This window comes from Ligilactobacillus aviarius subsp. aviarius DSM 20655, assembly GCF_001436315.1.
GTDB lineage: Bacteria > Bacillota > Bacilli > Lactobacillales > Lactobacillaceae > Ligilactobacillus > Ligilactobacillus aviarius.
This window is the reverse complement of sequence record NZ_AYZA01000022.1, coordinates 177,241-203,398: the sequence shown is the minus strand read 5'-3', so window position 1 is coordinate 203,398 and position 26,158 is coordinate 177,241. Positions and strand designations below refer to the sequence as shown.

Annotated in this window: 27 protein-coding genes, 1 tRNA gene and 1 other annotated feature; of the genes, 4 read left to right on the top strand and 24 right to left on the bottom strand. The window is 41.0% G+C overall.

Annotated elements, in window-relative coordinates; translation table 11 throughout:
- Positions 1-73 precede the first annotated feature (73 nt).
- Positions 74-316: a YneF family protein gene (locus FC33_RS06455; protein WP_057827788.1), complete on the bottom strand. Its 243-nt coding sequence runs from the start codon at positions 314-316 to the stop codon at positions 74-76.
- 82 nt (positions 317-398) lie between these two features.
- Positions 399-686, bottom strand: a complete 288-nt coding sequence (locus tag FC33_RS06450) for a DUF896 domain-containing protein (RefSeq protein WP_057827787.1) — start codon at positions 684-686, stop codon at positions 399-401.
- A gap of 145 nt (positions 687-831) precedes the next feature.
- Here FC33_RS06450 and lexA point away from each other — a divergent pair, with 145 nt between their 5' ends.
- A complete protein-coding gene (gene lexA, locus FC33_RS06445; protein WP_057827786.1) occupies positions 832-1,461 on the top strand; it encodes a transcriptional repressor LexA in 630 nt (209 codons plus the stop codon).
- A gap of 164 nt (positions 1,462-1,625) precedes the next feature.
- On the opposite strand, the gene recN is transcribed toward lexA, so the two are convergent.
- The 13 genes from recN to rplU all read right to left on the bottom strand — a co-directional run bounded on the left by recN (position 1,626) and on the right by rplU (position 11,173).
- Positions 1,626-3,314, bottom strand: coding sequence for a DNA repair protein RecN (recN, locus tag FC33_RS06440; RefSeq protein WP_057827785.1), 1,689 nt, complete (start codon positions 3,312-3,314; stop codon positions 1,626-1,628).
- A 19-nt stretch (positions 3,315-3,333) separates the two neighbouring features.
- Positions 3,334-4,152 carry a TlyA family RNA methyltransferase gene (locus tag FC33_RS06435; RefSeq protein ID WP_057827784.1) on the bottom strand — a complete coding sequence of 273 codons (819 nt, stop codon included), beginning with the start codon at positions 4,150-4,152 and terminating at the stop codon, positions 3,334-3,336.
- Positions 4,149-5,048, bottom strand: a complete 900-nt coding sequence (locus tag FC33_RS06430) for a polyprenyl synthetase family protein (protein WP_057827783.1) — start codon at positions 5,046-5,048, stop codon at positions 4,149-4,151. The genes FC33_RS06435 and FC33_RS06430 overlap by 4 nt, the downstream gene beginning before the upstream one ends.
- On the bottom strand, positions 5,038-5,274 hold the full coding sequence (locus FC33_RS06425) for an exodeoxyribonuclease VII small subunit (RefSeq protein ID WP_057827782.1): 237 nt from the start codon (positions 5,272-5,274) through the stop codon (positions 5,038-5,040). Before FC33_RS06425 ends, FC33_RS06430 begins: the two co-directional genes overlap by 11 nt.
- The gene (gene xseA, locus FC33_RS06420; protein WP_057827781.1) at positions 5,271-6,614 is read right to left on the bottom strand and encodes an exodeoxyribonuclease VII large subunit; all 1,344 of its coding nucleotides are present in this window, start codon (positions 6,612-6,614) and stop codon (positions 5,271-5,273) included. The genes FC33_RS06425 and xseA overlap by 4 nt, the downstream gene beginning before the upstream one ends.
- The gene (folD, locus tag FC33_RS06415; RefSeq protein WP_057827780.1) at positions 6,615-7,460 is read right to left on the bottom strand and encodes a bifunctional methylenetetrahydrofolate dehydrogenase/methenyltetrahydrofolate cyclohydrolase FolD; all 846 of its coding nucleotides are present in this window, start codon (positions 7,458-7,460) and stop codon (positions 6,615-6,617) included.
- A gap of 112 nt (positions 7,461-7,572) precedes the next feature.
- Entirely contained in the window at positions 7,573-7,971 is a 399-nt protein-coding gene (gene nusB / locus FC33_RS06410) for a transcription antitermination factor NusB (RefSeq protein WP_057827779.1), read from the bottom strand.
- Positions 7,971-8,399 (bottom strand): Asp23/Gls24 family envelope stress response protein, encoded by a 429-nt coding sequence (locus FC33_RS06405; RefSeq protein WP_057827778.1) that lies wholly within the window; start codon positions 8,397-8,399, stop codon positions 7,971-7,973. Before FC33_RS06405 ends, nusB begins: the two co-directional genes overlap by 1 nt.
- Positions 8,400-8,420: 21 nt before the next feature.
- On the bottom strand, positions 8,421-8,978 hold the full coding sequence (gene efp / locus FC33_RS06400; RefSeq protein ID WP_057827777.1) for an elongation factor P: 558 nt from the start codon (positions 8,976-8,978) through the stop codon (positions 8,421-8,423).
- A 104-nt stretch (positions 8,979-9,082) separates the two neighbouring features.
- Complete coding sequence (locus tag FC33_RS06395) at positions 9,083-10,159, bottom strand: M24 family metallopeptidase (protein WP_057827776.1); 1,077 nt, start codon at positions 10,157-10,159, stop codon at positions 9,083-9,085.
- A 61-nt stretch (positions 10,160-10,220) separates the two neighbouring features.
- On the bottom strand, positions 10,221-10,502 hold the full coding sequence (gene rpmA / locus FC33_RS06390; RefSeq protein ID WP_057827775.1) for a 50S ribosomal protein L27: 282 nt from the start codon (positions 10,500-10,502) through the stop codon (positions 10,221-10,223).
- Between the two features lie 22 nt (positions 10,503-10,524).
- Positions 10,525-10,845 (bottom strand): ribosomal-processing cysteine protease Prp, encoded by a 321-nt coding sequence (locus FC33_RS06385; RefSeq protein ID WP_057827841.1) that lies wholly within the window; start codon positions 10,843-10,845, stop codon positions 10,525-10,527.
- Positions 10,846-10,864: 19 nt separating this feature from the next.
- Entirely contained in the window at positions 10,865-11,173 is a 309-nt protein-coding gene (rplU, locus tag FC33_RS06380; protein WP_057827774.1) for a 50S ribosomal protein L21, read from the bottom strand.
- A gap of 16 nt (positions 11,174-11,189) precedes the next feature.
- Positions 11,190-11,264, bottom strand: a sequence feature (ribosomal protein L21 leader region).
- Between the two features lie 121 nt (positions 11,265-11,385).
- Here rplU and FC33_RS06375 point away from each other — a divergent pair.
- Positions 11,386-11,462: transfer RNA gene (locus FC33_RS06375), tRNA-Arg, on the top strand.
- An 83-nt stretch (positions 11,463-11,545) separates the two neighbouring features.
- On the opposite strand, the gene FC33_RS06370 is transcribed toward FC33_RS06375, so the two are convergent.
- From FC33_RS06370 to FC33_RS06355, 4 genes are all read right to left on the bottom strand, one after another.
- Positions 11,546-12,016 (bottom strand): hypothetical protein, encoded by a 471-nt coding sequence (locus FC33_RS06370; RefSeq protein ID WP_057827773.1) that lies wholly within the window; start codon positions 12,014-12,016, stop codon positions 11,546-11,548.
- A gap of 19 nt (positions 12,017-12,035) precedes the next feature.
- Complete coding sequence (locus FC33_RS06365; RefSeq protein ID WP_057827772.1) at positions 12,036-13,001, bottom strand: hypothetical protein; 966 nt, start codon at positions 12,999-13,001, stop codon at positions 12,036-12,038.
- Between the two features lie 10 nt (positions 13,002-13,011).
- Complete coding sequence (locus FC33_RS06360) at positions 13,012-13,884, bottom strand: hypothetical protein (protein ID WP_057827771.1); 873 nt, start codon at positions 13,882-13,884, stop codon at positions 13,012-13,014.
- 109 nt (positions 13,885-13,993) lie between these two features.
- Positions 13,994-15,160: a hydroxymethylglutaryl-CoA synthase gene (locus FC33_RS06355; protein WP_057827770.1), complete on the bottom strand. Its 1,167-nt coding sequence runs from the start codon at positions 15,158-15,160 to the stop codon at positions 13,994-13,996.
- A gap of 129 nt (positions 15,161-15,289) precedes the next feature.
- Between FC33_RS06355 and FC33_RS06350 the strand changes: the two genes are divergently transcribed.
- Both FC33_RS06350 and yidC read left to right on the top strand, forming a co-directional pair.
- Entirely contained in the window at positions 15,290-15,565 is a 276-nt protein-coding gene (locus tag FC33_RS06350) for an acylphosphatase (protein ID WP_057827769.1), read from the top strand.
- Positions 15,566-15,638: 73 nt separating this feature from the next.
- On the top strand, positions 15,639-16,568 hold the full coding sequence (yidC, locus tag FC33_RS06345) for a membrane protein insertase YidC (RefSeq protein WP_057827768.1): 930 nt from the start codon (positions 15,639-15,641) through the stop codon (positions 16,566-16,568).
- A gap of 147 nt (positions 16,569-16,715) precedes the next feature.
- Here the strand turns inward: yidC and FC33_RS06340 are convergent, their stop codons facing one another.
- The 5 genes from FC33_RS06340 to FC33_RS06320 form a co-directional block, all read right to left on the bottom strand.
- A complete protein-coding gene (locus tag FC33_RS06340) occupies positions 16,716-18,212 on the bottom strand; it encodes a HAMP domain-containing sensor histidine kinase (protein ID WP_420864656.1) in 1,497 nt (498 codons plus the stop codon).
- A 34-nt stretch (positions 18,213-18,246) separates the two neighbouring features.
- The gene (locus tag FC33_RS06335; RefSeq protein WP_057827766.1) at positions 18,247-18,933 is read right to left on the bottom strand and encodes a response regulator transcription factor; all 687 of its coding nucleotides are present in this window, start codon (positions 18,931-18,933) and stop codon (positions 18,247-18,249) included.
- A gap of 80 nt (positions 18,934-19,013) precedes the next feature.
- The gene (gene gndA, locus FC33_RS06330; protein ID WP_057827765.1) at positions 19,014-20,438 is read right to left on the bottom strand and encodes an NADP-dependent phosphogluconate dehydrogenase; all 1,425 of its coding nucleotides are present in this window, start codon (positions 20,436-20,438) and stop codon (positions 19,014-19,016) included.
- Positions 20,439-20,500: 62 nt separating this feature from the next.
- A complete protein-coding gene (gene clpX / locus FC33_RS06325; protein ID WP_057827840.1) occupies positions 20,501-21,739 on the bottom strand; it encodes an ATP-dependent Clp protease ATP-binding subunit ClpX in 1,239 nt (412 codons plus the stop codon).
- Between the two features lie 125 nt (positions 21,740-21,864).
- Positions 21,865-26,097, bottom strand: coding sequence for an MMPL family transporter (locus tag FC33_RS06320; RefSeq protein WP_057827764.1), 4,233 nt, complete (start codon positions 26,095-26,097; stop codon positions 21,865-21,867).
- Between the last annotated feature and the right edge of the window lie 61 nt (positions 26,098-26,158).

Sequence of the window (26,158 nt, the reverse complement as noted above, 5' to 3'; positions counted from 1 at the left end):
TGGAACCCGATTATGCGGATATAGCAAAGAGGTTGTGACACAAGTCACAACCTCTTTTCGTAATTCAATCTAATTATTTTTTCTTCTTGCTATTTTCTTTAGCATAGCTGGCCTTCATTGAAGTCATCATTTGGTTAATCTTCCGTTGTGATGGCTTTTGACCCATTTGAAGCATCATGGTTTTAAGCATTTGTTCGTTGAATGGTGGATTCTTCTTCAAGTAGTTTTCAAGATACTTCTTTGCAGCAAAAAAACCAATTGCAAATCCAGCAATCACGCCAATGATTACAAGTAAAACTACAATTCCTGTTGACAAGATCCTTTCCTCCTTACGACTAACATAGTTATCATTTTAAGCGAAAAAAGCTAAAAAATAAAGCCTTCATTCCAAATTATAATTAATCATCCCGCAAGCCGCGTTCGCGTTGAATCCGTTTTACCTTTTCGGGAGTAACTTCTTTTCCATCTTTATCGTAAACTTGAAGCATTTCGATGTGACTTCTGAAGTTTTCCCGGAAAAGTGAAAGATAAGTTTCACGCAACCGCTTTTGTTCAGCTTGTTCTTCCTCAGTCAAACCCTTGTCTTTTTTCTTGTGAGCAAGTTCATTGATTCGATCGATCAAATCTTGAGGAATTGCACCGCCGCGTTGTTCATTTTGTTCGTTCGTTGGTTTATCTTCCGTCATCGCTCAGTGCCCCTTTCTTTAAAGTGTTTAATTTAATTCTACAAAAGAAAATCTTAAATTTCAATGATGGCGAACCTTTGTTTGTTTTTGGCAAAAAGATGTGCTAACATTTAAGTCAATAAGAAGATCGATAAAGGAGTTTATTATGAGTAAGCCGACTGAAGAACGCCAAATGAGAGTTCTCCGTTTTATTTATGAAACGGTCCAAGAAAAAGGTTATCCGCCAACCGTCCGCGAAATCGGTGAAGCCGTTGACCTTTCATCAACATCAACGGTTCACGGCCACCTTGCGCGGTTAGCGAAACGCGGATTTATCGTTAAAGATGCAACCAAACCACGGGCAATTGAAGTTACTCCTGCTGGAATGGAAGCATTAGGAGTTTCAAGTTCCAAACCAGATGCCATTCCAATGATTGGAACGGTTACTGCTGGCCAACCAATTTTAGCAGTTGAAGAAACAACGGATTATTTCCCGCTTCCGCCGAACTTTGACACCGCCGATGATTTATTTATGCTAACGATTCGCGGTGAAAGTATGATCAACGCTGGGATTTTCAACGGCGATAAGGTGATTGTTCGCAAACAGTCAACGGCTGATAACGGCGAGATCGTGATCGCAATGACTGATCAAAACGAAGCAACGTGTAAACGTTTCTTCCGTGAAGCGCACAATTATCGCTTACAACCGGAAAATGATACCATGGATCCAATTATTCTTGATCACGTAACGATTTTAGGAAAAGTAATTGGTTTATATCGTGATTATATTAAATAAAAAAGGTTGTGACACACGTCACAACCTTTTTGTTATATCCGCATAATCGGGTTCCAAAACAAACGAGCTACGACGCGAAGCTAGTGAAGTTTGAAAACCTCCGAATCTTTGCTGCACGATTCGTTCGCTTTTCTGCTTCCACCACGCTCGTTTTTAACGTTTTGTCAGCCCTTTTTATTTTTAATCTGATCCGCCATTTGAATCAATTCATCGGCATGTTTTAACGTTAGTTCGGTGATTTCTGAACCGGATAACATACGCGCGATTTCGCGAATTCGAGTCTGAGCAGTTAATTTTTGAACACTTGTTCCGGTCCGGCCATCGATGACCTTCTTCGAAATAAAATAGTGATGATCCGCAATCGCTGCCACTTGCGGTAAGTGTGAAATACACAATACTTGCGAATTTTGTGAGATTTGCGAGATTTTTTCAGCAATTGCTTGCGCAACCCGGCCGCTGACCCCCGTATCAACTTCATCAAAGATGATACTTGTAACGCCTTGCTGTTGTGAAAAGATCGTCTTTAACGCCAGCATGATTCGTGAAAGTTCCCCTCCAGATGCAATTTTGGCAAGCGGGCCCATCGATTCCCCTGGATTTGTTTGAATGTAAAATTCAACATTATCTAATCCGGTTGAAGTTAATTCTTGATTGCCGCTGAACTTAACTTTAAAGACGGCTTTATCCATATACAATGCACTTAATTGTTGATGAATGGCCTTTTCCAATTCATGCGCTGCTTGATGACGATGACTTGAAAGCGTCTGGGCTAACTTATAAGCTGAATCATACGCTGTCTTGACCGCTTTTTCTTGTTCTTCTGAACTTTCCGCGCTGTCTTGCATTTCAGCCAATTCCTGTTTGATCTTTTGACCATAGTCAATTACCTGTTGAACTGAATCGCCGTATTTCCGTTTCAATTGATGAATCAAGTCCAAGCGCTGCTCGATTTGGTCAAGCCGGTTTTCATCCCATTCCATTGAATCCAGTTGGTTATTGATCTCATGCGAAACATCTTGCAAGTTATAAAACGCATCGGAAACTTTTTCATAAATTCCATTCAAGTCGCTTGAAAGATCTGAAATCTTTTCAAGTTCATCCATCGTCGTTCCCAGTTGACCGATCACATCCACGTTTTCGCCCATTAGTGCCTGATAACTGTTTTCAAGTGCATCATGGATCGTTTGGTAGTTATCCAGCTGATCCTTTTCCTCAATCAACTTTTCTTCCTCATGCGGAACGAGTTGGGCACTTTCGATTTCATTAAGTTGAAATTGCAAAATATCTAACCGTTGGGCCCACTCTTTTTCATTGGCCTCTCTTTTATCCAATGCTGTTTTTAACTTACGATATTGCTGATATGCATCCTGATAACGCCGCAATTCATCGCGTAAATGATGATCATATTCATCCAATAAACTAAGGTGCGTTTCTGGCCGCATTAATGATTGGTGTTCATTTTGACCATGAATATCGATCAACATCTCGCCAACTTTCCGTAATGAAGTTAAGTTAACCAATACTCCATTAATTCGGCAAACGTTTCTTCCTGCTTGGTACAAATCTCGTTGAAGGATCAACGTTTGATCTTCATGATCGATTCCTAAATCGTCAAGAATTTGGAAAACGGGAGCTGAAGCTGGCAAGACAAATTGTCCTTGAAGAACAGCCTTCGCAGCCCCCTTGCGAATAAAGTCAACTGAGCCGCGGCCACCAGCCAAAAGGCCTAAGGCATCGATAATAATCGATTTCCCAGCACCTGTTTCCCCGGTTAAAACCGTCATCCCAGCTTGGAAATCAATATCTGCTTCTTCAATGATCGCAAAGTCTTTAATTCTTAATTCTTGAAGCATATTAATCCCCTTCCTTTGATTATTGGTTCTGTAACGTTGAATGCGCCTGTTGAACGATTCGATGCGGATCAATTTCAGGTGCAATTTGGCCTTCCCGGTCAACGGCCTTTAAGTGGATCAAGAACTCAATATTCCCGTGACCACCCGTAATTGGTGAAAAATCCAAATCACAAACATCATATTGATTTTCAACTGCAAAGTTAATGATCATGTTAATCACTTCTTCATGCACTTTTGGATCATGAATGATTCCATGCTTGCCGACTTTTTCACGTCCAGCCTCGAATTGCGGCTTGATCAATGCGACCAAATCACCACTTTCCTTCAAAATTGGATGTAATGGCGGCAAAATCAACTTTAATGAAATAAATGAAACGTCCGTGGTTGCAAATTCCGGCTGTCCCTCCGTAAAGTCTTCTGGTTTGCTGTACCGGAAATTGGTATTTTCCATAACAACGACCCGCGGATCCTGTCTTAATTTCCATACGAGTTGGTTCGTTCCGACATCAAGTGCATAAACTTGTTTTGCTCCTTTTTGAAGCGCAACATCCGTAAAGCCGCCGGTTGAAGACCCAATATCAAGGACAATCTTGTTGCGCACAGATAATTTAAAAACTTTAAGTGCTTTTTCAAGTTTCAGTCCGCCCCGGCTGACATACGGCATTTTGGTCCCTTTAAAATGCAGTTTGGTCTCCGGATCAATTTTCATTCCCGGTTTATCAAGCCGTTCTTCATTTTCACCTAAAATTTCACCCGCCATAACGGCGCGCTTCGCCTGTTCGCGACTGTCAAAAAGTCCTTGTTTTACAAGTAATACATCAATTCGTTCTTTTTTCATGCTTTATCCTTTATCTTAAAATAATTTAAAAAATCAGCTAATAATGAAATATCAATTCCATCCTGGTGAAGCACCGCAAGACTTTCGCGCATTAATTGAACTGAATGGCGTAATTCTTTCTGAGCGCCTTCAAGCCCTAACAATCCCGGATAGGTATTCTTATTTTCAGCTTGATCTTTATGAACTTTCTTTCCTAGTTCAGCCTCTGTTCCCACAACATCGAGGATATCATCATAAATTTGAAATGCCAATCCAAATTGAATTCCAAATTGCTTTAATGCATCTTGGTATTCAGCGGAAACATTGCTTAGCAATCCGCCTGCATAACAGGCATATTGAATCAAAGCGCCGGTTTTCCCGCGATGAACACGTTGAAGCTGGGCCAACGTTAATTGATGCTGTTCACCTTGAATGTCGCCAACTTGCCCATTGACCATTCCTTCGGGTCCCGCGGCCTTGCTTAATGCATGAATTAGTTTAACCTGAATTGCGGGATCAAGCTCTAATCGGCTTAACCACTCAAAAGCAGTCGTCAGCAACCCGTCGCCAGCTAATACCGCCATTGCTTGCCCATAAACTTTATGATTGGTTGGTTTTCCCCGCCGCAAATCATCGTTATCCATTTCCGGCAAATCGTCATGAATCAGTGAATACGTATGAATTAATTCCAAACTTGATGCGGCTTGCAGGTCCAAATCAGAATACGTTCCCTTAAATGTTTGGCAAATTGCCAAAATCAAAAATGGCCGCAACCGTTTGCCGCCTGCATCGACCGAGTAGCGCATTGCTTCCTTTAAAACCGGGTAACTTTCTAACCCAGCAAGATATTCATCAAGGCACTGATCAATTTTCGCAATCGTTGCCTGCTTAAACTCTTCAACTTGATTATTCTTCATCTGAATTTCCTTTTTCAAATAACTTTTCGTTTCCTTGATCATCAACAACATGGGTCAATGTCTTTTCCGCATTTTCCAACGTATCCTGGAGATGTTTGCTTAACTTCATTCCCGCTTGGAATTGATCAAGCGCCTCTTCCAATGGAACGTCGCCCTGTTCCAGGTGATTTACGATTTGTTCGAGTTGATTTAACTGTTCTTCAAATGTTGGTTTTGCTGTCGTCATGATTGATCCTTTCTAACTTTCTGAACTTCAACTTGCGCTGTTCCGTCTTTCAAATGAAGACTCAGTTGATCGTGGACGGTCAAAGAATCAACCGACTTGATCACCTGGTCATCCGAATCCGTTACGTACGAAAATCCCCGTCCCATAACGTTGAGGGGATTCAACAGCGCCAAGGCGTGATTCGCGCGAAGATACTGTTGTTCTTTCGCCGTTACTAAATTTTTCGTCCGTTCAATCAAATGTTCTTCTAAATTAGCCACCCGATGCCGCCGCTCCTGAATCAACTGCTGTGGACTGCACTTTTGCAATCTTCCATTTAAAACTAAAAGTCGCTGATGTTCGGTTTGTAATTTTTGCTGAACATTTCCTAAAAGACGGGTTTCAAGCAGGTCAATTTTTTGCATAAACCCATCATATAACCGTTCCGGCTGGCGAAAAATATACGACTTTTGCAACTTTGAAAGCCGTTGCTGCTTAAGCTGGATTATCCGTTTCATTGCCTGTGCAAGCCGGACTTGATAGTCCTTCAGTTTCAATATTTCATCGGCTAAAACGGGCGTTGCCAACTCCGCCGCCGCTGTTGGGGTTGCTGCCCGCACATCAGCTGCCAAGTCTGACAAAGTCGTATCCGTTTCATGACCGACCGATGAAATTACGGGAATCTTACTGGCTGCAATTGCACGGGCAACCTCTTCTTCATTAAACGGCCATAAATCTTCGATCGAACCGCCCCCACGACCAATAATGATCGTGTCAAAGTCACCGCGCGCATTAACTTCCTTCAAACGTCCGACTAACGAATCCTTTGCATATTCTCCTTGAACTTCAGCCGGGAACAAAACAAGCTGAACGATTGGATAACGCCGGCGCGTTGTTGTGATAATATCCCGAATAACCGCTCCGGACGGGCTTGTAATTACCGCAATTCGCTTTGGAAACTTAACAAGCGGACGCTTTGGCCGACTAAAGACCCCTTCTTGGGCAAGTTTGGCCTTTAACTGTTCGTACGCCTGATACAGCGCACCAACTCCATCCGGTTGCATTGTTTCAATGTTGATCTGGTATTTCCCAGTTTGTTCATAGACCTCAATTCTGCCGGTTACCAGAACTTTCATTCCATCTTCGGGTTTAAATTTGATTCGGCTAAAATTAGATTGAAACATCACCGCTTCAATTTTGGCATTTTCATCCTTAATGCTAAAGTATTGATGCCTTTCCCGTAGCCGAAAGTTTGAGATTTCCCCGACCAAATACACCCGTTCAAGATACGGATCATACGTAAATTTACGCGCGATGTATTTCGTTAAGGCCGTTACGGTTAAATAATTTTCACGCTGCATTTAAATACTTCTCTCTGCAATTTCAATCGTTTGTTTTAAAAGCATTGCAATTGTCATCGGGCCGACACCGCCAGGAACCGGCGTCATGAATGCCACTTTATCCGCTGTCGAAGCGGCTTCAACGTCGCCAACTAATTTGCCAGCTTCATTCCGGTTCATTCCGACATCAATGACAACTGCGTTCGGTTTAAAGTAATCCCCCGTTAAAAATTCTGCTTTGCCGACAGCCACGATCACCACGTCAGCTTCCCGCGTAATTTCCTTTAAATTATGAGTATGACTGTGAGTCACCGTGACCGTTGCATTCGCATTCAACATCATTGCAATCATCGGCATGCCAACAATTTTACTACGGCCAACGATCACGACCCGTTTCCCATCAAGTTGGATATTATACTTTGCTAATAAATGCATGATTCCATTCGGGGTACATGGTGCAAGCTCACCCTTGTTCATAAACAATTTTCCAATATTTTGCGGGTGAAAGCCATCAACGTCTTTTGACGGCAAAATTGCCTGAATCACCCGATCCTCATTGATTCCTTGCGGCAACGGCAACTGAACAAGAATTCCATGAACTTGCGGATCATTGTTTAATGAATAAATTAAATCAATGATCTCGTTTTCGCTTGTTGAAGCCGGTAAAACATTATCGAGGGTTTTAACGCCAACCTTTTGTGCTGCCCGTTTTTTGTTGCGAATATATACCTGGCTTGCAGGATCATCACCAACAAGAACAACCGCTAAACACGGGGTAATTCCTTTATCCTGAAGGCGTTGAACCCGTTCCTTTAGTTCTTCTTTAATTTCATTTGAAAGCTTTTTCCCATCCAGTTTCGTTGTCACCAAAATCGATCTCCCTTAAGTAATTATTCATACTATGATTTTAGCATATCTCTTTCAAAATAATTATTTGAACAAGAAAAAAGGTTGGAATTTAAATTCCAACCTTTTTTCTCTAAATAAAATTCGAAAGAACGCCGTTAATAAAGCCGCGTTGCTTTTCATCACTAAATTCCTTCGCAAGCTGAAGGGCTTCGTTCAACGCAACCTTATTCGGAATTTCGTCACAATTTTGGATTTCGTATAATCCTAAGCGTAAAATGATTAAATCCGTCTTTGGTAACCGGCTTAACGTCCACTTTGAACTAAGTTTCGAAGCAATCTCGTCATCAAGTTCAGCTTGATGGCTTAAAACTCCCTGAACCAATTCACGCAAATAATCTGGGCATTTTGAAACATGCTTCTCTTCAAGTAAATTATCAACAACGGTCATCACATCAGTGTCAGGATTACTATTCACCGCGAATAAAGCTTGAAAAGCAACCTCTCGAATTTGGTGTCTTGTAATACTCACTATTCTTCACCGTTTTCTTCTGCAAAAGGATTATTTGGATCAATTGTTGGTTCTTGCTTTTCAGGAACGATTCCTTGAATATGAACATCAACAACATCCAGTTTCAATCCCGTCATAAACAAAACTTGTTGTTTTACCTTTTCTTGGATTTCATATGCAACTTTCGGCACTGAAACCCCATAGTTAAGTAATGCATAAACGTCGACTTTTAATGCTGAATCTTTTTGATCAAGTTTAACGCCTTTACTCCGATTTTCCTTGCCAAAAAGTTTTGAGACACTATTGGCTAATGAACCCCGCATTGAGTATACGCCGTCAACTTGACTTGCTGCGATTCCAATAATGACCTCAACAACTTCGGGCGCAATCTTAATTTCGCCTAAACTAGGTTCTTGACTTGCTAAAATGATGTTATTATCTTCAGCCATTATTAATAGCCTCCTTCAAAATTATGCACGTGAAATGTAAGTACCGTCTGATGTATTAATTGTAAGCGTATCGCCTTCGTTGATAAAGAATGGAACTTGAACAACTAATCCAGTTTCCATTGTAGCTGGCTTTGAACCACCTGATGATGTGTCACCCTTAATGTTTGGTTCAGTTTCAGCAACAACTAAATCAACAGTATTTGGCAATTCAAGTCCTAAAGTTTCTGAATCATGCATGATAACCTTAACAAGCATGTTTTCCTTTAAGTACTTGATTTCGTCTTCGATTTGAGCCTTGTTTAATTCAAGTTGTTCGTATGTTGAAGTATCCATGAAGACATAGTTGTCACCATCAGCATACAAGTATTGCATTTCTTTCCGATCGATTTGGGCTTGTTCTACCTTTTCACCAGCACGGAATGTCTTTTCTTGAACAGCACCTGTCCGTAAGTTTTTAAGTTTTGAACGAACGAAGGCTGAACCTTTACCTGGCTTAACGTGTAAGAATTCAACGACCCGCCATAATTCGCCATCAATTTGAATTGTTAATCCTGTTTTAAAATCATTTACAGAAATCATCTTTTGTCCTCCTCAGGTAAAAATTTCGAATTTCCGATACATAGTTAAAGAAATCACTATACTGAATATTTTCACGTGAATTCTTTATTTTGTCAAGCAGATTATTAGAGTTCCGTTAATCCCAGATCAAAATCAGTCAAATTTTCAAAACCGTCCGCAGTAACTAATAAATCATTTTCCAATCGCACCCCGCCAACTCCGGAAACGTATACTCCCGGCTCGATCGTGATTACCTGGCCGACTTGAAGCGGCTCATCGCTGCGATAGCTTAACGTTGGCATTTCGTGGATCGACCGCCCGATTCCATGCCCGATTCCGTGGGTAAAGTACTGATCAAGGTGATAGACCTGCAAAACATCATTTGCTTTTTGCCAAAGAGCAGAAACCGGCAATCCCGGAGCAACAATTTGCATTGTTTCAAGAAGCGCATCCTGAACAGCCGCCGTTAACCAGTGAATTTCGGGAGATTGAACCCCCATTCCGCAGACCCGGGTAACATCAAACGTATATCCTTGATAAAAATAACCGTAATCAACCAGAATCAAATCCCCCGGTTGAATTTTACGCGTTGAATTAACACTGTGCGGTTTGACCGTATTATCAATTCCGGTTGCAATAATTGGGTCAAATGACGCCTTATCAGCCCCTAACCGCCGCATTTCAAAATCAAACCGGTCAGCCACTTCCTTTTCTGAAAGTCCCGGTTTAAGAATTTCAGTAAGTAAGCGGGCATAACCTTGTTTGGCTAATGCCGCTGCCTTTTTTAAAATCTGAATTTCAGCATCACTTTTGATTGCCCGCAAAGATTCGATCACATTTTCGGTTGGAACGATGTCCGCAACTGAATTTTCATCTAAATAATCATAATCATGATAACTAATCGAGGCTTCAAACCCGACGGCTACCAAGTGATCTTCTTCAAATAACTGACACGCGGTTTGAAAATAATCATTCGTGATTCGATAATCTGTAATCGTCTGGGTCATCAGCTCAACTTGAAACCGGGCGTCACTAATCAAATAAGCTGTTTGATCAGTAATCAAAAGCAACCCTTCATCACCGGTAAATCCTGAAAGATAATTAATATTGACCGGATCAGTTACCAGGAAACCATCCATATGATGATCTCCAATAAAGGTTTGAACCTTCCTGATTCGCGTATGATATTCCGTTTTATTCATCATAATCCCTCACTTAACAAAAAAGAGGCTGGACTTTCGTCACAGCCTCTTTCAAAATACATTAGTCAGCAACTGGGTAAACAGATACTTGACGCTTGTCACGGCCTTTGCGTTCGAAACGTACAACACCTTCAACCTTAGCAAATAATGTATTGTCGCCACCCATACCTACGTTTACACCTGGGTAGATATGTGTACCGCGTTGACGGTAAATGATTGAACCACCCTTTACGAGTTGACCATCAGCACTCTTAGCGCCTAAACGCTTTGAACGTGAGTCACGACCGTTGGCAGTTGAACCGCCACCTTTTTTGTGAGCAAAGAATTGCAAGTTCATTAACATAACAGTTGCACCTCCTCAATGCTTATCTTATCTTGATGTATTTACCATAACTATTCGCAACATCCCGTAAACCGAGTTCAAAACTTTGAAGTAGTAATTGAACATTCGGAAGTTGCACTTGATCATCGGAAAGCTCAACTTTAAGGAATCCGCCATTTTCATCATCCGACAAAACTTGCGGTTTGCTCTGAGCAAGCTTTTCTAAACTATTAACGGTATTGATTGCAAGAACAGACACTGCGGAACAGACAATATCTTGTCCATATTCACCGGCATCTGCATGCCCTTTTAATTCAAATCCGGAAAGTTTTCCAGACCGATAATTAAAATGTGCTTGAATCAAAATATCAACCAACTTTCAATTAAGCGTTGATTTCGTCAATAACAACCTTTGTATATGGTTGACGATGACCTTGCTTTGTGTGTTGGTGTTTCTTTGGCTTGTACTTGAAAGTTACAACTTTCTTTGCACGGCCTTGCTTTTCAACTGTTCCTGTAACGGTTGCACCTTCAACTAATGGTGTACCAATAACAGTCTTTTCACCACCAACTAAGACAACTTGATCAAAAGTTACTTTGTCGCCAGCCTTAACGTCTAACTTTTCAACGTAGATAGCTTGACCCTTTTCAACTTTTAATTGCTTGCCACCAGTTTTAATGATTGCGTACATCTTGTGCACCTCCTTAATTAATCCTTAGACTCGCCGTAATTTAGTGGTTCATATGAACACTTAAACTTAAAACGTGCGGTTGCAGTTGTACTATGCACAAGTACAACAGTTGTAGTTTATCAAAATCTAATTGACTCGTCAAGGTTCATCATCCTTAAAGATTAAATTGACTTTTAAGAATAATCATCATATAATACTAACGTTGTTGAAATGGTTCGGTAGCTCAGCTGGATAGAGCATCCGCCTTCTAAGCGGATTGTCGAGAGTTCGAATCTCTCCCGAATCACCATATGGACACGTTCAGTTAATGGACGTGTTTTTTTATTCTTCAAAAAGAAGGTGCAATCGTTGATTGCACCTTCTTTTTCATTCTTAATTTTGATCGTACATCTTCATGTACTGAGACTCAATTTCTTGTTCATCGAAGTCTAAATCGATCAATCCCAGTTTCAAGTACATGTGCCAGGCATGGACCAAAGCTTGGGGTTGCCGATTAAAATAGCACTTATTGATTTGCTGTTGAATAATCAAATAAACCGTTGCAAACGAATCGCTCTTCCATTTTTGCCCAATTTGATTTAAATCTTCATCCGTCATCAACATAATATATGCCCACTCTTTGAAATTGGCCATTTCAAAAAAGTCGCGCATCCCCTGACAATAACTTTTAAGCAATTCTGTTTTCGGTGCCTTGGCTTGAATCTTCATAAACAGATTTGCCAAACTTAAATTGACATTCACAACCAAATTACTGTATTTTTCATCAAGCGTAATTTTTTTCGCAGGCAACATTTTCGGAAAAGCACTTTGCCGTGCTAATCCAAGCATTCGATTAAAATCCACCATCTTCACCTTCTATAAATTAGTAGTAACGAGGATCATTCTTGATTTCAAGACTTTCGAGATTTCCCAAGTACCAATCACGAATGAAATCATATTTATTCAGTACATCAAACCATGAAATGCGGTTATCAGGATCGTTGATTTTAATTACCCATTGACCATTTTCTTGAGGTTCAACTGCCATTTTAATGCCCCGACTTAACTCCAATTCAGCTTCATTATGCATCCCGGTGATCAACATGTAGCCGGCATTTGAAGCATTGATGAATAATTTATCCAATGCAGTTTGCGGCATTTGATCATCCATAATTGCATACGATGCATAATTTGATGGGTCTAAAATGTTGAAATCAACATCAAATCCATAATCTTCCTTCATGAACTTTCCAATCGCAAGTAACTGAAGTTCAAATTTCCGCAACGTTTCTTCATTGATCTCCTTTTTCAACTTAACGATCAATAAATTCGTTAATGCTTCGCTATTAAAAAGAAGTAAGTGCTTATTGAAGTCAATAAAGAATAACGTTTCTTGAGTATGCTGTTCAACGTAGTAAGCACTACCATCTGGGTTTTCCACAAACGTAAAGTAGCCTAACTTATCGATTCCTGGAAATTCGTGATACAGTTCATCATTTTGTTCATTGGCTTGTAAAACCAATTTTTCTGCTTGATGCAATCCGAGAAGCCGGCTTAAAAAGATCAAATAAAAGTCCGGCCGCGTATATTGTTGCGGGTAAATCAAATATGCCGAATCAAGCTGATATGTCGATAATTGTTGGATCGACTTCAATAAAACCATCGCATCGTCCGTTGTGATCAATTGATTTAAAATCTCGGTGAAGTGAATTCCATTGTCCAAGTTTTTCTTCAATTGATCGCGATATGCCATTAAGCGACCTGTCGTACTTAACGAACGGGCATCCTTACTTTTTTGTTTTGTTGTTCCGTCTGGGAAAAACGTTACCGTTTGTAATTTTTCGCTCATCTTATCTCACCTATTTTTCTGCAGCAATCAAATTTGCGATGTAGTCGCGATAAAGGGTCTTATTTTTAGCTTCAAAGTTTTCAAAATTACCGAACTTCGATACGATACTTTGCTTTTCGTATCCAATTAACGTATCTTCCTTTGATAAGGCTAAAACCGTTTCTTCATTGTCCCGAATCGTCCGGTATGCATCATTGGCTTCTTCATCAAGTTCAGTTAAATGACTTAATTGATCAACCAACTTTTGTTTTGATTCCCGTTGCTTTGAACTTTCCCACGGCATTACTTTTTCTTGAGAAACTGCCTTGATTTGAGCACGTAATTTTTCTTTTTGCTGATCGCGTTCATCTTGAGAATCGATCAAACTTTGCAACCGTTCGTTTTCCTTTGAAAGTCGTTCGATTGCATCACTATTTAAGCGTTTATTCTCGTATTCAAGTTCGAACGCCTTTGACAATTTTTCATATTCGCGTTTGTCAAAATGAAATTCAACGTTCAAGACATCGACCGTTCCGAAAAGTCTTCTGCCCCACCAATTTCCAAAATAAAATTGGAAATTCCCCGGAGCGGTTTCTTCAAAGTAAAAGAACGGATACATTTCATTTAAGTATTGAATCAACTTTTGACTTAAAAATGCGCTGATCTTTGGTTGGATATCTTCAACTAATTTTTCATTTTCTGTATCCTGAGCACCATGCCGAGCATGTAAAATTTCATCAGAATATTTCTTCGAATTAATAAGTTCATACACTTGACGGTCATCTTGATCATCAATTGCCTTTGCTAATGTCTGTAAATATTGAATCTTGCCTGTTACGGCCTCGGTTAATGTTTTTGTGGCTTCATCATGATCTGATAAAGTGAACTGATTTTCATTTGTCATAAAAATCTCCTCTTATTACTATAAAATAAAAACATTGCTTTAATTCTATTCTGACAAAAAACGCCATCAAAAGCAATGTTTCATTTATAAATTACCTGATTGTTCTTAATTATTTCACAACATATTGCCGTTGATAATCTTCAACCCCGGCAAAAACAAACTTTGCAGGATCAGTACTGATATCAAGTTTCCGGGTCTTATCGCTGATCTTGATCCGAGAATTATAAACGTCTTCATATTCGGCAACGTTCAGTTGTTTCCGGGCATCCAGGACCTTTTGGAATGCTTCGTGTTCAATGTTTTGGTCAAATCCTGGGCGCAACAAACCAGAGTAGAATTCGCCTTGAGCACCTGAACCATAACTGTACAATCCTAACCGCATTCCGGCTTTAAGATCCGTTGAATTTTCAAGTAATGAAAGCAATCCTAAATACAATGAACCGGTATAAAGGTTTCCGATTTGGTTGCTGTACCGCCGCACATTTTCAAATTCATGCGTTAACCGGGCAGCAACTGTTGGATCAGCATCTTCGATCGCAATCTTCAATGCTTTAAATCCTTCCTTCGTGTATGGTAAGTGGAATAACATTGCATCAAATTTTGAAACATCAAACCCGGTATTGGCTTGGTATTCTTTGAAAACATGCTTAAAGAATTCAAGGTAAACGTTGGTTGAATACTTGCCATCAACTAGGGCTTCATCAAAGCCTAACGGACGCCAGAAGTCCATTACATCGTCGGCCCAGTAGGTTGCATCATCCTGGACAGCTAAGATCCGTGGATTCCGGCTGATCAACATTGCAACGGCTCCGCCGCCTTGAGTTGGTTCACCCTTGGTTGCTAACCCGTAACGCGCGTTATCAGCTCCGATTACGAGCACTTTTGAATCAGGGTTCATTGCGATGTGCCCATGAGCAAAATGAATTGCTGCAGTTGCTGCGTAGCAAGCCTGTTTTAATTCAACGACCCGAACCTGATGTTTAAATCCAAGCAACCGTTGAAGGTAAACGGCTCCTGACTTTGAATTATCAATTCCTGATTCAGTTGCAAATAAAATCATATCAATTTGTTCCTTATCTTCAGGAGTCAAAATTTTATCAGCTGCATTCGCCGCCATTGAAACAACGTCTTGAGTTGGTGGAATAACCGCCATTTTACTTTGACCGATCCCAATCAAATATTTATTCGGATCAACGTCACGTGCTTCAGCTAATTCCGCCATATCCAAGTATAAATGTGGCGTAAAGAAACTAATTTTATCAATTCCGATATTCATAATTATCCCTCCGATAAAAATCTAGATTAGATTTTACCATACTCAATTCAATAAAGAAAAACATAACCCTTAAATTTAAAAGGTCATTTATGCTAAAATATTGTTAATTTAAAGAAAGAAAGTGGTTTCATGAAAACAATCAAACTCGAAGTCTATGGACTCGTTCAAGGCGTCGGTTTCCGCTTTATGACCAAAAAGCTGGCCGATGAATTAGGCGTAAAGGGAATCGTAATGAACCGAAATGACGGCTCTGTTTATATTGAAGCTCAGGCTGATCCAATGACCTTGCAACAGTTTATCAGTCAGGTTAAGCTTTCGCCTTCCCCGAGCGGCCGCGTCGATGATGTTCGTATCGATGAAATTGACCATGCTCCATATAAAGACTTTTCAGTTACTTATCAATAACCGGGAAGATATTGAAATTCCGATATATTTTTCTTATCATAGTTCATGAAACTATAATGAGAGGATTTGAAAATTGAAAAAGAAAAAAATTGGGATCCTTGCAGGGATGTTTTTAACCGTTTCGCTTTTCCTTGGCGGATGCGTTCAACGTACAAGCTCTGGAAAGCCATACGGATTCATTTATGATTACCTTGCAGTTCCAACCCAACACCTTTTAAAGTGGCTTGCAAACCTTTTAGGCGGTAGTTACGGGTGGTCGATCGTCGTGATTACGATCGTTGTCCGGTTCTTGTTATTACCATTGATGCTGAGTCAAATGAAAAAATCAACGGTTCAGCAAGAAAAAATGGCTGCGATTCAACCACAATTAATGGAACTTCAAAAACAAGCGCAAAAAGCGCAAACGCAAGAAGAACAAATGCTTTTAAGCCAACAAATGATGGCCCTGTATCGGGATAACGAAATTTCAATGACCGGCGGAATCGGGTGTTTGCCCCTTTTGATTCAAATGCCGATCTTTGCTGCATTGTATGCCGCAATTGAATATTCACCTGACTTGGCCCACTCAACATTCTTCGGCATCAACCTTGCCGGCCGCAGCTTTACGTTTGTTGCATTGACTTTCTTGATCTATGCCCTTCAAGGTTGGCTGTCAACCCGGGGAATGCCGCAACAAAATGGTCAAATGGCAAAAATGACAACGGGAATGATGATGATTTACACCCCAGTAATGTTTGCCTTTATGACCTGGATTGCCCCTGCCGGATTAGGATTGTACTTCTTTGCGGGCGGAATCATTGCATGTCTTCAGACATTATTGATCAACGGAATGCGTCCACGAATCAAAAAAGAAGTTGAAGCTCAAATGGCTGCACGGAAACCCGTTCATCCAGAACCAATCAAGCCAATCCAAGCCCAAATTAAGGATGCGCAGGAAAAATCAGCTGAAACTCATAATTTAAACCGCCAACGCAATGCTGGCAAGCAACATCGAAATAAGTAATAAAAAGAGGCTGTGACGTAAATCGCAGCCTTTTTGTTATATTCGCATAATCGGGTTCCAAAACAAACGAGCTATGTGGAAGTTCGAAAAACTCCGAATCTATGCTCCGCGATTCATTCGCTTTTCTGCTTCCACCACGCTCGTTTTTTACGTTTTGTCACACCTTCCTTTTTGAACGTCTTTCACAAGGGGTAACTGAACTTTAAAGACTGATCCTTGTCCTTCAACACTTTCAACGCTGATCGAGCCATGATAACCTTCAACTAACCGATGGGCAATCGAAAGTCCTAATCCATTTCCACCCTTATTCCGGCTGCGGGCCTTATCGACCCGGTAGAACCGATCAAAAATCTTTTTAATATTCGCCTGGGAAATTCCTTCTCCGAAATCTTGAACAACCAGCTCAACATATCGGGTATTTTTGGACATTGCCATGTGAATTTCCTTGCGATCAGTTGAATACTTGACCGCGTTATCAAGCAAAATAATCAAAATCTGTTCAAGGTGGTTCCGATAAATTCGAACCGGGGTCTTCGTTTTCAAATCATTATCTAATACAATTTGAAAATCAGGGTGAATCATCTTAAAGTCGTTAAAGACCTGTAAGCCGACTTCCCGCGCATCAGCAATCTCATTTTTATACTGAATTTCAACCTGTTCTGCCCGGGATAAATCAAGCATTTCCTGAACTAAATTCTTCATCCGATCAATTTCTTGAAGCGAGGCCTTGATCGATTCATCAAGCACTTGCGGATCGTCTTTCCCCCAGCGTTCAAGCAATTCTAAATGACCTTGAATAATGGCAACCGGTGTCCGCAATTCATGCGAAACATCGCCGACAAATTGCTGCTGTTGCTCAACATACCGGTGCATCCGGTCCAACATCCGGTTAAACAAAACCGTTAATTCTGCAAGCTCATCATCCTTTGAAACAACTGGAACCCGTACTTCAGACAAGGCCTTCCCTTCATCATCATTACTGTTGATTTTATCGATTGTTTCATTCAGCGTATCGATTGGTTGTAAAAGAAGAGATGACAACCAGTAACTCATCAACGCAATTGCAAAACAAACCGTTAGACCAATAATAATGAATAAGGTAATCAGCTTGTGCCGGCTTTGATCGTATTGCACGAGGCGGTTTGAAATCTGAACGTAACCAATTACCTGGTGGGTTCCCTTATCCAGAATTGGCTTCCGTAACAGTAAGATCGTATGCCCATTCTGCCGGTAATGCGTTTCCGTTAATTCCTTGACTTTGTGAAACTTAATTGTATTATGCTTCGTTGTATATAATTCACGGCCGGAACAATCATAAACACTCACCGTCAACCCTTCATGCGATGCTGATTGAATAAATGAGTCTTTATACGGACTATCCTTTGCCGGGCGTTGCGGCGAATAATCAATATTAAATGACCGTTGAATGTCTTCGATCGTTAAATTATGGTGACAGTTATTCAGCTTTTGTTCCGTCGCGTTTAATGCACTACGCACATTGTTTTGATCCTGTTTCAGCAACATGCTTGAAAAGCACTGGAAAAGCAGCACTGCAAAAATCGCAAAAATAATCGTCGTTCCCAGGGCTGTCCCCAGCGACCACTTAACCTTTAATGAAGTTGGCCGCTTTGTACTTTCCTGCATTTTTTCGCCGTTAATAACTTCCTTGTTCATTGGTTTACGACCGCATTACATATCCAGTTCCGCGAACCGTTTGAATATAACTGTCTTCACCGGGACGGTCGATCTTGTTCCGCAAGTACCGAATATAAACATCGACCACGTTGGTTTCAATTTTACTTTCATAGCCCCAAACTTTTTTCAAAAGGTCTTCCCGGGCAAGGACCACGTTGACATTTTCCATTAACGTTAACAGCAATTCATATTCCCGTTTCGTTAATTCAATTACTTCATCACCGCGCCGGACGATTCGATTTTCCTTTTCAATCGTCAAATCTTTATATGTGACCGTCGTTGCCTTGCCAGCGCGCCCTTCATCTTCTAAATCAACCCGCCGAAGAACGGCTCGTAAACGCGCCAATAATTCTTCAATGGCAAACGGTTTGACGATGTAGTCGTCAGCCCCGTGATCCAATCCTGAAACCCGGTCGATAACTGAATCGCGAGCCGTCATCATGATAATCGGGGTCGTTTTCACCTGGCGAATTCGGCGACAAACTTCAAGTCCGTTTAATCCTGGAAGCATCAAGTCCAAAAGAATGGCATTCCAGTCTTCATTCAAGGCCAATTCAAGGGCCTCCCGGCCGTCATAACTGACTTGAGTTTCATATCCTTCATGTTTTAACTCTAATTCAACAAATCGTGCTAAATTTTCTTCATCTTCAACAATCAATATTCTGCTCATTAATTTCTCACTCCAATGTTAAATAATCAAAAACGTCACGAAAACTATCTCGTGGCGTTTTCTTGATTTTTATTTGCTAATTACTCTTCAGGATACCATTCATAGTGGAAGTTGCCTTCACGGTCAGTCCGTTCAAATGTGTGAGCCCCAAAGTAATCACGTTGGGCCTGAATCATATTTGCTGGAAGATCAGCTGACCGGTATTGATCATAGTATGTCACTGCCGATGTAAAGCATGGGCATGGAATCCCAGCCCGAACAGCTAACGCAACAACATCGCGAACATCGCTTTGATACTTGGTAACAACTTCTTTAAAGTAATCATCAAGCAAAAGGTTATCCAATTCTGGATCACGATCGTATGCATCGGTAATCTTTTGTAAGAATTGAGCCCGAATAATGCATCCTGCACGCCAAATCTTTGCAAGTTCTCCAAGGTGAATGTTCCATTGATAATTGTCCGAAGCCACTTTGATCTGTTCAAATCCTTGAGCGTAACTCATGATCTTACTGAAGTAAAGGGCCTTCCGAATTTTTTCAATCGTTGCTTGCTTATCGACTTCTGGAACTTGATTTTCAGGTTGTGGCAAAACCTTACTTGCTTGAACCCGTTCCTTCTTCATGGCTGAAATGTAGCGGGCATACACTGCTTCAGTAATCAATGTTTGCGGCATTCCAAGATCAAGTGCACTTTGTGAACTCCATTTTCCAGTTCCCTTATTTCCGGCCCGATCAAGGATCACATCAATGATGTCTTTTCCAGTTCCAAGATCATCTTTCCGCGTCAAAATTTCAGCTGTAATATCGATCAGGTAACTGTTTAATTCAGTATGCCGCCATTCATCAAACGTTGCTGCAATTTCAGCATTTGACATATGAAGGACGCGCTTCATCAAGTCATAACTTTCAGCGATCAATTCCATATCGCCGTATTCAATTCCATTGTGAACCATCTTAACGTAGTGTCCAGCACCATTTGGTCCAATGTAAGCAACACATGGTTCGCCATCTTCAGGTGCCTTGGCCGCAATTTGCTTTAAAATTGGAGCAACCAGATCGTAAGCTTCTTTTTGACCGCCGGGCATCAATGAAGGACCGTTCAATGCACCCTTTTGTCCGCCTGAAGTTCCCATTCCGATGAAATTGATTCCGGAATTTTCAAGCTCCTTATTCCGCCGCATTGTATCCTTAAAGAAGGTATTCCCGCCATCGATCAAAACATCACCCTTATCAAGGTAAGGTAAAACGTTTTGAATAGTTGAATCGGTTGGAGCGCCAGCCTTAACCATCATTAAGATCCGCCGCGGTTTCTCAATTGATTCAACGAAATCCTTCATTTCGTAACTTGCAACAAAATTCTTGTCGCCATGATCTTTCATTGCTTGCTTAGTATACGTTGAATCCCAATCGTATACCGCAACGCGATAACCTTGCCGTTCAATGTTCAACGCAAGGTTCTTCCCCATGACAGCCATTCCAATAACACCGATCTGTGCTTTTTCCATTTTAAAGCCTCCCACTACTAATCTCAAAACTATTCTAGCAAAAAAAGAATGGTCCTGAAAGTCTATTTTTCATTTGCCATGATAACTTCCGGTTTCCCAGTACCCTTAACGGCATCTCCCGTAATAATGACCTTCTTGATTTGATCATTACTTGGAGTTTCATACATTACATCCATCATCGTATGTTCAACGATTGAACGTAATCCCCGCGCACCGGTATTCCGCCGAATGGCTAACTGAGCCATTTCGCTTAAGGCTTCATCGGTAAATTCAAGCTCAACATCATCCAACGCCATTAACTTCTTATACTGTTTAACTAACGCATTCTTCGGTTCCGTTAAGATTCGAACCAAATCATGTTCATTAAGTTTCTCAAGTGAAGTTAAAATTGGAAGCCGGCCGATAAATTCCGGAATTAATCCAAACTTCATCAAGTCTTCTGGAATGATCTGCTGCATCAAACTCTTGCTTTCATCAAATGATGAACTTGAATTGGTTCCAAAGCCGATCGTCTTATCACCGAGACGGTTTTTAACGATGTTTTCAATTCCATCAAAAGCTCCGCCGACAATAAATAAGATATTGGTTGTATCAATTTGAATGAGTTCTTGTTGTGGGTGTTTCCGTCCTCCCTGTGGCGGAACACTTGCAACCGTTCCTTCAAGGATCTTCAATAATGCTTGTTGAACCCCTTCACCGGAAACATCCCGGGTGATCGAAACGTTCTCGGCTTTCTTGGCGATTTTATCAATTTCATCAATATAAATAATCCCGCGTTGGGCGCGTTCAATATCGTAATCTGCATTTTGAATCAACTTCAACAGAATGTTTTCAACGTCTTCCCCAACATAACCGGCTTCCGTTAACGTGGTTGCGTCGGCAATCGCAAACGGAACATTTAAAACCCGCGCCAAATTTTGGGCAAGGTATGTTTTCCCTGAACCAGTCGGACCGACTAAGCAAATATTGCTTTTCTGTAATTCGGTATCATCATCACTATTAAGCGATGATGAAATTCGCTTGTAGTGGTTGTAGACCGCAACTGCCAAAACCTTCTTGGCTTGTTTTTGACCGATCACATATTGGTCCAAGGTCTTCACGATCTCTTGCGGTGTTGGAATTCGTGAAAAGTCATTTGCTAGTTGTGCGCGTTGTTCCTGTTTGATAATTGAATCTGCAACTTCAACGCATTCATCGCAGATATAAACTCCAGGTCCCGAAATCATATTGTTAACCTGTGATTCCGATTTTCCGCAAAATGAGCAGCGGATTTCTTCCTGTGTTTCCTTATTATCGTGCATCATTCTCACCCTATCATCAAAAAATCATTAACTCTATCTTACCAAATTTTAATTATTTATTCTAACTAAACACTTTCACGCCAATAAAAAAATTGCAGGCAAAACCTGCAATTTTTTATTTTTGATTAGTGTTTCTTTTTCGTTGTCTTATCCATCTTATCCTTAATCGGATATGTCAGGCTCAAAAGACTCGGAATGATCGTTGGAATTGCAAATACCAGAATCGTTAACCCGATAATTACAACTAACGCAACTTGAATCAACGTCAAGACTCCGGATGGCATCAAAGCAGCGAAGGTTCCGCTCAAAATCAAAGCAGCTGAAACAACCACGGCTCCGATTTCGGTTGCAGCCTTCACGATCCGCGCTCCCGGCGTTGCGAGGAAGCCATCATCTTCTTGATACTTCATCATCAAGAAGATACTGTAGTCAACCCCTAAGGCGATCAGCATGATAAAGCTAAAGAATGGTGTATTCCACGTCAACATGCTTTGGCCTAAGAATGCCTTACTGATCAAATGCGTAATATCTAATGACATGATGTATGCCAACAATAATGTTCCCAGAATGTAGAACGGTTGTAAGATCGACCGCGTGATCAGCATCAATGCCAACAAGATTCCGGTCAACATGATGATTGCCGTCCGAATGAAGTCCTTCGAAGCAACATTCCGCGTATCATTGATGTATGCCGTTTGACCACCTAAAGCAACCTTTGCGCCTGAAAGGGATGTTCCCTTAATTGACTTATTCACAAGACTTTGAATATTTTCAACCGTCTTCATCGCACTCAGTGAGCTTGGGTTTTCATTTAAGACGATCGTAAATTTAACCGCATGTTTGTTTTGTGAAAGATAACTATCTTCAGCCTTCTGATATTCTTTACTCTTCAAAACATCCTTTGGAACATAGTACGTATCCGCAGCTGCTGAATTCTTAAGGCCTGTGAGGTAGTTATTAGCGGTTCCAAGTCCTTGATTGATCTTCTTGGCCCCGTTGCTTGCCGTTGTCAATCCAGTTTCCAGTTCGTTGACTTGCCCAGCCATTCCGCTGATTTGACTGTACATCTGCCCAAGACCGTTTGTTAACGTTCCTTGGTTTTGAGCAAGCAATGCTGCTCCAGATGAAACTTGACCAGCGCCTGAAACTAATGCCGGGGCATTGGCTGCCAATTGACCAGTTCCGGCTGACAATGCTGAAATCGCACCGAGCATTGTTGGCATTTGACTTCTCATTGAACCGATGCCGCCTGCTAATTGGCTTGAGCCATTTGCAAGTTGAGCAACACCGCCAGTCAATGCCGGTAATTGACCCTTCATTGATCCAATGCCGCCTGCTAATTGATTTGAACCATTTGCAAGTTGGGCAATTCCACCAGTCAATGCTGGTAATTGACCCTTCATTGATCCAATGCCGCCTGCTAATTGATTTGAACCATTTGCAAGTTGGGCAATGCCGCTTGTCAATGTTGGTACTTGTGAACCTAATTGATTCAAACCGTCATTCAACGCATTGGCCCCGTTGCTGATTTGAGTTGCTCCGGCTGCTGCCTGGTTAACCATGTCTTGGATTTGACCAGTTGCTTGGCTTAATTGACCAACCCCATCGGCAACTTGACTTGAACCTGGAGCTAACTTATTGATTGCTCCTTGCAATTGGTTAACAGCGTTGTTCAAGTTATTAACAGCTTCTTGAGTTTGTGATTGCGAAGCCATCGTCTTCAATTTACTTAACTGTTCCGCCGTTGATTGCAATTGATTCAATTGGTTTGATAAATCAGAACCGCTTGATGAAACAGATTGCATATCATTTTGCAATGCTTGCGCACTATTAGTTGCACTGTTGATGCTATCGCTCAAACCGCTCATCATTTGCTGTTGCTTTTGTGCAATCTGATTTGATGCGCTTTGCAATGCTCCTTGAAGCTGTTGCTTTTGTGAGTCATTTAATCCTTGAACCGAGTTAACAATATTATTAATATCTTGGTCTGATAATCCAGCACTTCCTGATGAAGCTGACCCTGCAGCCTGTTTCAATTGGTTCAAAGCATTTTGCAAGTTGCCAGCATCCGTCTTCGCCTTATCGCTATTCGATGAAAGTGCTTGGGCCGTCTTTTGAATTCCGCTGATATCTGGTGTTGCAGCATTTTGCAACTGGCTTAATGCATTCGTTAAGTTGCCCAGTTGGCCTTTAAGTTGTTGCATTTGAGAAGAATTCAATTGGCTTTGAACCTGTTTCAAGCCATCGGCAACTTGATTTGCACCAGCTTGAAGTTCCTTAACTTTTGGTCCTAATTGGGCCAATTGTTGATTATTCTTAGCGGCATTCAACTTATCAGCAAGTTCGTTTGAACCATTTACAAGTTGATTACTTCCATCAGTCAACTTGTTAACGCCTGTGCTTAAAGCGTCCGTCTTACTATTCAACGTTGATAAACCGCCATTTAAGGCGTTTGCACCATTGAACAACGCATTCACGCCAGTACTTAAAGCCCCTGTCTTGCCGTTTAACGTTGATAGGCCACCATTCAATGCATTCGCACCATTAAATAATGCATTCACACCTGAACTTAAAGCCCCCGTCTTACTGTTCAACGTTGCAAGGCCACTGTTCAATGCATTAGCACCGTTATACAACGCGTCAACACCTGAACCTAACCCGCCGGTTGCAGCAGCAAGTTGGCTCATTCCATTATTTAAGGTATAAACCCCATTAGCGTAAGTAACCATTCCATTACCTAATGTTGATGCGCCGTTTGCTAATGTGTTTGCTCCTGCTTGAAGCTGTTGACTTCCGTCATATAGCTTCTTGGCACCATCAACCCCGGCTTGAATGTTGGCCCCTTTCAATTGCGAATTAGCCCCATCCAAACCGTTACTAATTTGGTTTAAGCCTTTCCGGGCATCCTTTGTTCCGTTTGTAACGGTCTTCAATTGATCATTTACATATAATTCTTTTAATTTTGATCCGCCCGGTTCAGTAACCGTTGCGACGGTTTTAACGCCCTTCACGGCTTGAATTTGCCGTGCAAGTTCATCGATTTCCTTGAGATCTTTTTCGTTATCAACCGGACGATCAGTCTTAATGTAAAGGGTTGTCGGTTCAGCCGTTCCCTTTGAGAAGTGCTTTTGAACAACCTTAAACCCTTGTTTAGCTGGGACAGAATCATTCAATTCAACCAACGTATCATAATTTAACGGACTTCCCTTTGACAAGAAGAATGGCAAGGCACATAACGCAGTGACGATCAATCCAATAAATGGCATCTTGACCATCGTTTTTGAAATGTTATGCCACATCTTATTCGTTGATGAACCATCAAACTTCTTGCTTGGCCAGAAAATGCGCTTTCCAAGCATTGCCATAAAGAATGGGTTAAGGGTCAGCAAGGCCAACAATAAGATCGCAACTGAAACGGCAACTCCGACTGCCGAACGGTAAATACTAAATTTCGCCAAACCTAACGTTGAAAATCCAATTAAAACGGAAGATCCACTAAACAGGATCGTCTTTCCGGCAATCCGGAGTGACCGACGCGTGGCTTGCAGTGGCGATAATCCTTTACTTAGTTCTTCTTTAAACTGATCAAACATTAAGATGTTGTAGTCAGTCCCAATCCCGAATAAAACAACAACCATGAAAACTTGAGTAAAGTTTGATAATGGAAAATTAAAATGTTTTGCTAAGTTCATAACAACACTTAGCGAGATCAACATCGAAATTCCAACTGATAATAATGAGAAAATCGGGGTTAACGGTGAGCGGAAAATCAAGGCCAAGACGATAAAGATAAAGACGATCGTAATCGTTTCGGTCTTCTTAATTCCTTCTTGCGTTTCACTAATGAAATCATCATTTAAGATGTCACTTCCGGTAACATAAGTTTTTACCCCCGGAGTTTTCGCACCTTTCGTGATCAATTCACGGGTTTTCGCAACCGTAATATTCTTATCAACATTCAATTGAAGAATTTCAGTTGTTTTATCCTTGGAAATCAACTGTGCACGTGTATATTTATTTTCGTTCGGCGCAGTCATTGATTTAATATGATACTTCTTCTCCTGATGTTTAAAGGAATTAATCGTGGCATCGATATTATCCTGCTGGTTGGCAGATAATTTCCGATCGCCATTGTTGAAGACAACAACGACTTGCCGCGTGTTATCCTCATGTCTTCCCCAGTGATTTTGAATATTATCAGCCACCTGACTGGTCAAGTCGCTTGGCAGCTTGATTTGTCCTTTTTCACGTACTAATTGATTGATATTTGGTAACGTAATCAAAGAAGCAATTAACAAAACAACCCAAATAATTGCTTGCACAATGTATCGTTTCTTTGAGCCGTCCTTTTGTTCCATTAAATTTCCTCTTTTCTCTTTTAAATAGACACAGTGTTGTTTTTACCATACAAATATATAT

Coding starts and splice junctions, on each gene's coding strand:
- clpX (WP_057827840.1), bottom strand. CDS start 21,739: ATGCACGATAATAAGGAAACACAGGAAGAAATCCGCTGCTCATTTTGC.
- FC33_RS06360 (WP_057827771.1), bottom strand. CDS start 13,884: ATGACAAATGAAAATCAGTTCACTTTATCAGATCATGATGAAGCCACA.
- FC33_RS06335 (WP_057827766.1), bottom strand. CDS start 18,933: ATGAGCAGAATATTGATTGTTGAAGATGAAGAAAATTTAGCACGATTT.
- FC33_RS06395 (WP_057827776.1), bottom strand. CDS start 10,159: ATGAATAAAACGGAATATCATACGCGAATCAGGAAGGTTCAAACCTTT.
- gndA (WP_057827765.1), bottom strand. CDS start 20,438: ATGGAAAAAGCACAGATCGGTGTTATTGGAATGGCTGTCATGGGGAAG.
- FC33_RS06435 (WP_057827784.1), bottom strand. CDS start 4,152: ATGAAAAAAGAACGAATTGATGTATTACTTGTAAAACAAGGACTTTTT.
- xseA (WP_057827781.1), bottom strand. CDS start 6,614: ATGCAGCGTGAAAATTATTTAACCGTAACGGCCTTAACGAAATACATC.
- FC33_RS06320 (WP_057827764.1), bottom strand. CDS start 26,097: ATGGAACAAAAGGACGGCTCAAAGAAACGATACATTGTGCAAGCAATT.
- efp (WP_057827777.1), bottom strand. CDS start 8,978: ATGATTTCTGTAAATGATTTTAAAACAGGATTAACAATTCAAATTGAT.
- lexA (WP_057827786.1), top strand. CDS start 832: ATGAGTAAGCCGACTGAAGAACGCCAAATGAGAGTTCTCCGTTTTATT.
- rpmA (WP_057827775.1), bottom strand. CDS start 10,502: ATGTTAATGAACTTGCAATTCTTTGCTCACAAAAAAGGTGGCGGTTCA.
- recN (WP_057827785.1), bottom strand. CDS start 3,314: ATGCTTCAAGAATTAAGAATTAAAGACTTTGCGATCATTGAAGAAGCA.
- FC33_RS06450 (WP_057827787.1), bottom strand. CDS start 686: ATGACGGAAGATAAACCAACGAACGAACAAAATGAACAACGCGGCGGT.
- FC33_RS06405 (WP_057827778.1), bottom strand. CDS start 8,399: ATGGCTGAAGATAATAACATCATTTTAGCAAGTCAAGAACCTAGTTTA.
- FC33_RS06430 (WP_057827783.1), bottom strand. CDS start 5,048: ATGAAGAATAATCAAGTTGAAGAGTTTAAGCAGGCAACGATTGCGAAA.
- FC33_RS06350 (WP_057827769.1), top strand. CDS start 15,290: ATGAAAACAATCAAACTCGAAGTCTATGGACTCGTTCAAGGCGTCGGT.
- FC33_RS06365 (WP_057827772.1), bottom strand. CDS start 13,001: ATGAGCGAAAAATTACAAACGGTAACGTTTTTCCCAGACGGAACAACA.
- FC33_RS06425 (WP_057827782.1), bottom strand. CDS start 5,274: ATGACGACAGCAAAACCAACATTTGAAGAACAGTTAAATCAACTCGAA.
- FC33_RS06355 (WP_057827770.1), bottom strand. CDS start 15,160: ATGAATATCGGAATTGATAAAATTAGTTTCTTTACGCCACATTTATAC.
- FC33_RS06340 (WP_420864656.1), bottom strand. CDS start 18,212: ATGCAGGAAAGTACAAAGCGGCCAACTTCATTAAAGGTTAAGTGGTCG.
- rplU (WP_057827774.1), bottom strand. CDS start 11,173: ATGTACGCAATCATTAAAACTGGTGGCAAGCAATTAAAAGTTGAAAAG.